Raw genomic sequence first — 7,603 nt, 5'->3', positions numbered from 1 at the left:
GAACACCAGCGTGAGCAGGTGGATGAGGATGGCGATGGGCAGCACGAAGCGCTCAGGCAACAGCGGCCCGAGCAGCTCCATGCCGATGTGGCCGGCATCGCGCACGCCGACCGCGCAGCCGAGCATGGTGACGTACAGCACCAGCAGCAAGGCCAGGCTCTCGGCCCAGGTGGGGGTGTTGTTCAGCACGTAGCGGCCGAACACCTGCCACAGCACCGCCAGCAGCAGCAGCACCAGGCCGGCCACGCCGATCTTGAGGCAAGAGCGCGCTATCAGCGCGCAGGCTTTGGTGAACATGAATCGGGATCCCTCGCGAAGCAAAACTCGCCGCGTGCGAGTGGCGCACGCGGCGAGTGGGTACGCTGCTTACTTGCTGTCCTGAATGCGCTTGATCATGTCTTTGAGCTTCGGGTCGGTGATGAACTTGTCGTACACCGGCTTCATCGCGGCCTGGAAGGCGGGCTTGTCGACCTCGATGATTTGCGCGCCACCGGCCTTCACCGTGGCGAGCGACTTCTCTTCACGTTCATCCCACAGCTTGCGCATGTAGGGCACCGACTCCTTGGCGGCCTGGCGGATGGCTTTCTGGTCGTCCGGAGTCAGCCCGTCCCACACGCGCTTGGAGAACAGCAGCATTTCGGGCGCCATCGAGTGCTCGGTCTTCGAGTAGTACTTCGCCACTTCGAAATGGCGCGAGCTCTCGTACGAGGGGAAGTTGTTTTCGGCTGCATCGACCAGACCCGTCTTCAGCGCGGTGTAGACCTCGCCGAAGGGCATCGGCGTGGCGTTCGCGCCCATGGCTTCGAGCAACGAGACCCACAGGTCGGATTGCTGCACGCGCACCTTCAGGCCCTTGGCATCGGCCAATGTCTTGATCGGTTTCTTCACGGTGTACATCGAGCGCGAGCCGCTGTCGTAGAACGCGAGGCCGATGAAGCCTTGTGCTTCGCAGCTCTTCAAAATTTCTTCGCCGATCGGGCCGTCGAGCACCGCGCGCATGTGTTCCTTCGAATGGAACAGAAAGGGCATGGTCGGCACGACGGTGGTCGGGCAGATGTTGTTCATCGGCGCGATGTTCACGCGCGTCATCGCCACCGCGCCGATCTTGGTCTGCTCGATGGTGTCTTTCTCGGCGCCGAGAGAGCTGTTGTTGAACACCTTGATGCTGTGCTTGCCCTTGGTCAGCTCGGCGAGGCGAGTGCCCATGAACTTGACGGCGTCGACCGTCGGGTAGCCGTCGGGGTGGATGTCGGTGGAGCGGAAGTCAGTGGCCTGCGCCGTGGCGGCGAAGGCACAGGCCAGCAGGCCGGCGATCAGGGTGAAAGTGGGTTTCATGGTTGTCTCCTGTTGTTGGATGTCAATGTGCGGGTCAGTGGGAGTGGGCGCTGGAGGCAACTTCGGGCAGGCCGCGAACGCCCGGGCGCAGCACGAGCACCGCGCCGTCGAGCGAGGCGTCGAAGCCTTCTGCGGGCTTGGCCGGTGTGATGGAGGTGACGAACAGCTGGTCCAGCGCAGCACCGCCGAAGGCGCACATCGAGGGCTTGCTGATCGGCAGGGCCAGCATGCGGTCGAGCTTGCCTTCGGGGGTGAACCGCAGCAGCCGGCCCGCGTCGTTGCCGCAGATCCAGTAGCAGCCGTCGGCGTCGACCGCGGCACCGTCCGGCCGGCCCGGGTGCAGGTTCATGTCGACGAAATCGCGGCGGTTGCCGATGCTGCCGTCGTCGTGCAGATCGAATTGCCAGATGCGCTGCACCGTGGGGTGCGAGTCGGAGAGGTAGAGCGTGTCGCCGCGCGGGCTGAAAGCCAGGCCGTTGCCGACGAGAAGCTCGCGCACGACCGGTGCAGACAGGCCTTGCGCGTCATAGCGGTAGAGCGCACCGGAGGGCGAAGCGAGCGACATGTCGAGCACCATGCTCGACACCCAGAAGCGGCCGGCGCGGTCGCAGCGCCCGTCGTTGAAGCGCATGTCGGGCCGCGCATGCTGAACGACGGCGAGCGACTGCGCAGCGAGCTGGCCTTGATCGCCGGGTTGCAGATGGAAGAGGCCGGTCTCCATCGCTGCCAGCACGCCGCCGCTGGCATGCAATGCAATGCAGCCGATGCGTTGCGCCGTGGGCCATTGCTCCAGGGTGCCGCTGGCTGCGTCGTGGCGAAACAGCGTGCGGCCTTCAATGTCGACCCACCACAGCGCCTGCTCGGCCACCGACCACAGCGGGCTTTCCCCCACGCGGTTGCGCACCGGAGCCAGCACCTCGAATGCCGGCGTCTCGACGGCGCTCATGTGGGCACCCCGCGCACTTCGTGCGACCCCGCCAAGCGGGGGCGAGCCCCTTCGGGCGGCCGGGCGGAGCTCATCCCTTCGGCCCTTCGAGGACGAAGCCACCGCCTTGGTAGATCGCCGCCGGGTTGTCGAGATCGATCGTCGGTTGGCGCGCTTCGACGGCCGCACGGAACGGCTCGGAGCTGTCCTGCGCGCGGTAGCCGATGTGACGCGCTGCGGTGTTGTCCCACCAGGTGACGGTGTTGTCGGACATGCCGTAGATGATGCTGTGGCCCACCACCGGCGCGGTGAGGCTTGCCACGATCAGGCGCTCCAGGTCGTCGAAGCTCATCCAGGTGGCAAGCATGCGGCGGTCGACCGGCTCGGCAAAGGTGGAGCCGATGCGCAGGCTCACCGTCTCGATGCCGTAGCGGTCGAAGTAGAACTGCGCGAGCCCTTCGCCATAGGCCTTCGACAAACCGTAGTGGCCGTCGGGCCGCAGCGGGGCCTTCGTGTCGATGACCTGGTCTTGCCGGTAGAAGCCCGTGACGTGGTTGGAGCTCGCGAACACGATGCGCTTCACGCCTTGTTGGCGCGCCGCTTCATACAGGTTGTAGGCGCCGACGATGTTGGCCTGCAGGATCAGGTCGAAGGGCTGCTCGGTCGAGACGCCGCCCAGGTGCACCACCGCACTCACGCCCTCGAGCAGCGACAGCATGGCCGCGCGGTCTTCGAGCTTCACCGGCTGCAGCTCTTCGCCAGCTGCAGCACTGCCCAAATCGACGATGTCGCTCAGGCGCAGCGTGTCGCAATAGGCCTTCAGGCGAGGGCGCAGCGCTTTGCCGAGGCCGCCGGCGGCGCCGGTCAGCAGCAGGCGGGGAAAGCGGATGGAGGAGGCAGCGACGGGCATGGCGGCTCGATGAAACAGGAGAGAGGTCGGAAACGACAACGCGTGACGCCGCAGCACAGTGCGTTGTAGGTTGTCGTACAACACCGGTATGGTCGCTGACGCCTCACCTGGCGTCAAGGTGAGCAGCCGGGGGGAATACCCTGAGGCCGAGGCGCCTCCACCGGCGAAAAACCGCGCCGCTCGCACAGGTTTGCACACGCCAAGTGCTAGTCATACGATGACATACAACATTGAGAAAGATCGACCTGAGCGATCCCTTCACCACACCAACAAAGGAGACAACGATGAAACGCAGAATGTTTGTGATGTCCGGCCTGGCTCCGATCGCCTTGGCTGCTTGCGGCGGTGGCGACGACGACGACACAGCACCCCCACCCGATACCGGGCCGCGTGCCACCGCAGTCGACGCGATGAAACGCGCCGCGCAGCACATGGACCAGAACGTGTCCTACCGCGGTGGTTACGTGTGGCAGTACCTGCCCGACCTCTCGGTCAGCTGGGGCGAGATGGAGGCCAAGCGCAGCATGTGCTGGATCCAGCCGCCCGGCACGCCGACCGCGGGCCACGCCTTTCTCGACGCGTACCACGCGACCGGTGACGAGCTCTTCTACAACGCGGCGGTGCGCACCGCGCAGGCCTTGATGGAAGCGCAGCACCCGGCCGGCGGCTGGAACTACATCTACGACTTTGCCGGCGAAGACTCGCTCAAGCACTGGTACGAAACCATCGGCGCCAACGGCTGGCGGCTCGAGGAGTTTCAGCACTACTACGGCAACGCGACCTTCGATGACGCGGGCACTGCGGTGTCGTCGCAATTCCTGCTCCGCATGTACCTGGAGAAGAAGGATGCACAGTTCAAGCCCGCGCTCGACAAGGCGATCGAGTTCGTGCTGGCCGCACAGTTCACCGGCGGCGTGGCCGACGGCGGCTGGCCGCAGCGCTGGCCGGTGAACCCCGATGCCGTCTCGTCGATGCCGCTGCCCAACCCGAGCCAGTTGCCGGCCGGCGCCACGGCCGGCATGGAAGACGGCGACTACACGACGATGGTCACCTTCAACGACGACGTCGCAGGCGAGAACATCAAGTTCCTGCTGATGTGCGTGAGCGGCCTCGGCGAAACGCGGCTCCTGCCGAACATCACCCGTGCGATGGAGTGTCTGCGCACGCTGCAGCAACCTGGGCCGCAGGCCGGCTGGGGCCTGCAGCACCTGGCCACCGACCGCAACGGCCGGCCCGCCGGCTCGCCCGCGGCGGCGCGTACCTACGAGCCGCGTTCGCTGGCCACGCACACCACGCAGACCAACGTGCTGCAGCTGTTCAACTACTTCCGCCTCACCGGCGACCGCAAGTACCTGGCGCGTGTGCCCGAAGCGATCGCGTGGCTCAACACCTGCAAGCTTACGGCGCAGCAGATTGCCGAGAACCCGCTGCTCAACGGCCGTACGCACCCGACCTTCATCGAGCTCGGCACGAATGTCGGCCGCTTCGTGCACCGCTACGGCTCCAACATCTGGAACGGCGCGTACTACCACGACCACGACCACCGCAACACGCTGAGCCACTACTCGGCCGGGCGCAACATCAACCTCACCAACCTGCAAACCACCTACGACACGCTCAACGCAATGACCGATGCCGCCATTGCCGAGATGGTGGCGAAGTCGCCCTTGAACGTGACAGCGGCGCGCCCGCTGCCCAAGTACTTCTCGATCCGCGAAGTCGACTTCGGCGATCTCTTCACCGGTGCTGTCATGACCACACCGGCGGTCACCGAGGCGGCGGCGCAGGCCATCGTCGACGACCTCGGCAGCAAGAACCACTGGTTGACGAAGCTGCCGCAGGTGACCAACCCCTACCGCGGCAACGGGCCGAGCACGCCCTACGTCGGCACCGCCTACATGAGCAAACACGTGGGCGACGTGTACGACACCTCGCCGTACGACCCGGCCGATCCGCCGCCGATCGCGCCCTACACCGTCAAGGAGCAGCCGCTCGGTATTTCGACCAGCAACTGGGTAGCCAACATGGCGAAGCTGGTCTCGTTCGTATCGCCTGTCGCATGACGCAGGCATGAGCCGCTCACTCGAAGCGGCGGGCCCGGGCGAGGCGCTGTGTGCCAGCGCATTTCGCTCGGGCTTTGCTACATTCCGCTCTGCGGGGTGTCGTCATACAACTGGGCACGTGACCCGCGGAAGAGAAACCTGATGAACGAGCCCACGCTGGCGATCAAGCGCTCCAAGCCCCGCAACCTCGCACTCGACGTGGTGGATACGCTGGTCGAACGGGTACGCACCGGTGCATTGCCCATCGGCGCCAAGTTGGCGACCGAATCGGCCTTCATGGAAGAGTTCGGCGTGAGCCGCACCGTGGTGCGCGAAGCGCTCTCCAAACTGCAGGCCTCGGGCGTGGTGCAAACGCGCCATGGCGTCGGCACCTTCGTGGTCGGGTTGGGTGATGCAAGCGCGTTTCGCATCGGGCCGGAACAGCTTGCCACGCTGCGCGACGTGATCGCCGTGCTCGAGCTGCGCATCGGGCTCGAGACCGAATCGGCTGCACTCGCGGCCGCGCGGCGCACCGATGCCAACCTCAAGGTGATGCGCCAGGCGCTCGACGAATTTGCCTCGGCAATGAGCCAGGGCCTCGATGCGGTGGCGGCCGATTTCGCCTTCCACTCGGAGATTGCGCGCGGCACGCAGAACCCGCACTTCGCCGACCTGATCGGTGCGTTGGGCATGACCGCCATTCCACGCGCCCGCCTCGACCCCGCCAACCCGGCCGATGCCGAGCGGCTCGACTACCTGAAGCGCGTGAATGGCGAGCACGAAAGCATCTACGACGCCATCGCCTCGCAAGATGCCGAGGCGGCACGGGCTGCGATGCGTACCCACCTCGCCAACAGCCGCGAACGGCGACGGCGAGCCGCCTTGCTGGCCGACGGCGGCAGCGCTTGATGCACTGAACGCAGGCTGCGGGAGCGCGCAGCGTTCAGTGTTGATCGCGTCGATCAGCGCCCGGCGTTCTGCGCCATGCTGGTGAGGATCAGGCCCAGCGCCTGGCGGCTCACGGGGTCGCTCGCCGTCCACAGTGGGTCGTAGAGCGGCTTCATGCGCCGCACGAACGGGCCGTAGTCACTGCCGGAGTAGAACTTCACCCCTTGCTTGATCAAGCGTGCCTGGATCTCCTTCAGGCGCTTGTTCCACTCCGCTCGCATGTGGCGTGCAGAGTCGCGGCCCGCCTCCTGCAGTTTTTGCTGCTCGGGCTTGGAGAGCAGGTTCCAGGTCTTCTTGCTGATGATCAGCATCTCGGGTGTGACCAGGTGCTGGGTGAAGGTGTAGTGCGGTGCCAGCTTGTAGTGGCCGGTCGATTCGTAAGAGGGCAAGTTGTTCTCGGCGCCGTCCACCGTGCCGTCTTCGATGGCTTTGTAGACGTCCTTGAACGCGATGGGCACCGCCTTGGCGCCCATCGCGTCGACCATGTCGATGTGGGTCTTGGTATTGCCCACGCGCAGCTTCTCGCCGCTGAAATCGGACAGCCCACGCATCGGCTTGCTGCGGTGATAGAAGTTGCGCGTGCCGCCGTCGTACCAGCCGAGCAGCACCACGCCGGCCTTCTCCAGCTCGGCGGCTAGCACCGTGCCCAGTTCGCCATCGAGCAGCGAGAACATCTGCTCGCTGCCGTGGAAGAGGTAGGGCATGCCCAGCACGCGCAAGGCGGGCACCTTGTCGCCGTAGCCGACGATGCCGATCTCGGCGAAGTCGATCTCGCCCGAGGTGATCTTCTCGAGCACCTGGCCCTGTGGCGCGAGCTGCGAGTTGCCGTAGACGCGGGCGCTGTGCTGGCCTTGCGTGGCCGGCCCCACTGCATCCGCAAAACGCTGCATGCCGAGGTTGACCGGGTAGTCGTCGGCATGGACGCTCCAACCGCGCAGCTCCCGCGCCTGGAGAGAGAGGCTGCAGCCCAAGGCCAACAGCACGGATGAGAACTTGAAAAAGAAAGCCGTCATGGCGTTCGCTCCTGGCTGTGGCGGGGCGCATGGCGTAGCCGTCAGGGCGACGTCATGCGCGCAACCGGCGCAGCGGTGACGAGAGCAATGCTGGCCGGCGTCAGGCCGGTTCAGCCAGGAAACGAAACGTTGAACGCGTTACTTGAATATCAGATTAGGCAACCACAACGAGAACGCAGGGACATAGGTGACGAGCATGAGAGCGAAGATGAGAGCGCCATAGAACGGCCAGATGGTCCGCATCACCGTGCTCACCGAGACCCCACCGATGGCACAGCCCACGAACTGCGTCGTACCGACCGGAGGCGTGTTCAGCCCCAGCGCGCAATTGATCAACATCACCATGCCGAACTGGATCTCCCCCATGCCGTACTTCTGGCAGATCGGCAAGAAGATCGGCGTGCACACCAGGATCGTCGCCGCCATGTCC

At 65.4% G+C, this 7,603-nt stretch carries 8 protein-coding genes; 2 read left to right on the top strand and 6 right to left on the bottom strand.

The annotated features are described in order from the left end of the window. The 4 genes from AC1DYS_RS32075 to AC1DYS_RS32060 all read right to left on the bottom strand — a co-directional run. Positions 1 to 297 (bottom strand): TRAP transporter small permease (locus tag AC1DYS_RS32075; RefSeq protein ID WP_477906118.1); only part of this gene is annotated, 297 nt, incomplete at its 3' end. 69 nt (positions 298 to 366) lie between these two features. Next, on the bottom strand, positions 367 to 1,335 hold the full coding sequence (locus tag AC1DYS_RS32070) for a TRAP transporter substrate-binding protein (protein WP_477906116.1): 969 nt from the start codon (positions 1,333 to 1,335) through the stop codon (positions 367 to 369). Between the two features lie 34 nt (positions 1,336 to 1,369). Beyond that, positions 1,370 to 2,281: an SMP-30/gluconolactonase/LRE family protein gene (locus AC1DYS_RS32065; protein WP_477906114.1), complete on the bottom strand. Its 912-nt coding sequence runs from the start codon at positions 2,279 to 2,281 to the stop codon at positions 1,370 to 1,372. Between the two features lie 70 nt (positions 2,282 to 2,351). Further along, positions 2,352 to 3,170 carry an NAD-dependent epimerase/dehydratase family protein gene (locus AC1DYS_RS32060; protein WP_477906112.1) on the bottom strand — a complete coding sequence of 273 codons (819 nt, stop codon included), beginning with the start codon at positions 3,168 to 3,170 and terminating at the stop codon, positions 2,352 to 2,354. Positions 3,171 to 3,454: 284 nt separating this feature from the next. On the opposite strand from AC1DYS_RS32060, the gene AC1DYS_RS32055 reads away from it, so the two are divergent. Together AC1DYS_RS32055 and AC1DYS_RS32050 are read left to right on the top strand one after the other, a co-directional pair. Then, entirely contained in the window at positions 3,455 to 5,233 is a 1,779-nt protein-coding gene (locus AC1DYS_RS32055) for a pectate lyase (protein WP_477906110.1), read from the top strand. A 141-nt stretch (positions 5,234 to 5,374) separates the two neighbouring features. After that, entirely contained in the window at positions 5,375 to 6,121 is a 747-nt protein-coding gene (locus tag AC1DYS_RS32050) for a FadR/GntR family transcriptional regulator (protein WP_047493260.1), read from the top strand. A 53-nt stretch (positions 6,122 to 6,174) separates the two neighbouring features. On the opposite strand, the gene dctP is transcribed toward AC1DYS_RS32050, so the two are convergent. Both dctP and AC1DYS_RS32040 read right to left on the bottom strand, forming a co-directional pair. After that, positions 6,175 to 7,173: a TRAP transporter substrate-binding protein DctP gene (gene dctP, locus AC1DYS_RS32045; protein ID WP_477906107.1), complete on the bottom strand. Its 999-nt coding sequence runs from the start codon at positions 7,171 to 7,173 to the stop codon at positions 6,175 to 6,177. Between the two features lie 138 nt (positions 7,174 to 7,311). Further along, on the bottom strand, positions 7,312 to 7,603 hold a 292-nt coding region (locus tag AC1DYS_RS32040; RefSeq protein WP_477906105.1), incomplete at its 5' end, for a TRAP transporter large permease subunit.

It is taken from the genome of Rhizobacter sp. P2_G4, assembly GCF_056403575.1.
Note: the sequence above shows the minus strand (reverse complement) of the source record. Positions and strands in the feature narration are given on the sequence as shown.

Bases quoted from the DNA above. Each gene is read 5' to 3' on its own strand.
- AC1DYS_RS32070 (WP_477906116.1), bottom strand. From the start codon at position 1,335: ATGAAACCCACTTTCACCCTGATCGCCGGCCTGCTGGCCTGTGCCTTC.
- AC1DYS_RS32065 (WP_477906114.1), bottom strand. From the start codon at position 2,281: ATGAGCGCCGTCGAGACGCCGGCATTCGAGGTGCTGGCTCCGGTGCGC.
- AC1DYS_RS32060 (WP_477906112.1), bottom strand. From the start codon at position 3,170: ATGCCCGTCGCTGCCTCCTCCATCCGCTTTCCCCGCCTGCTGCTGACC.
- AC1DYS_RS32055 (WP_477906110.1), top strand. From the start codon at position 3,455: ATGAAACGCAGAATGTTTGTGATGTCCGGCCTGGCTCCGATCGCCTTG.
- AC1DYS_RS32050 (WP_047493260.1), top strand. From the start codon at position 5,375: ATGAACGAGCCCACGCTGGCGATCAAGCGCTCCAAGCCCCGCAACCTC.
- dctP (WP_477906107.1), bottom strand. From the start codon at position 7,173: ATGACGGCTTTCTTTTTCAAGTTCTCATCCGTGCTGTTGGCCTTGGGC.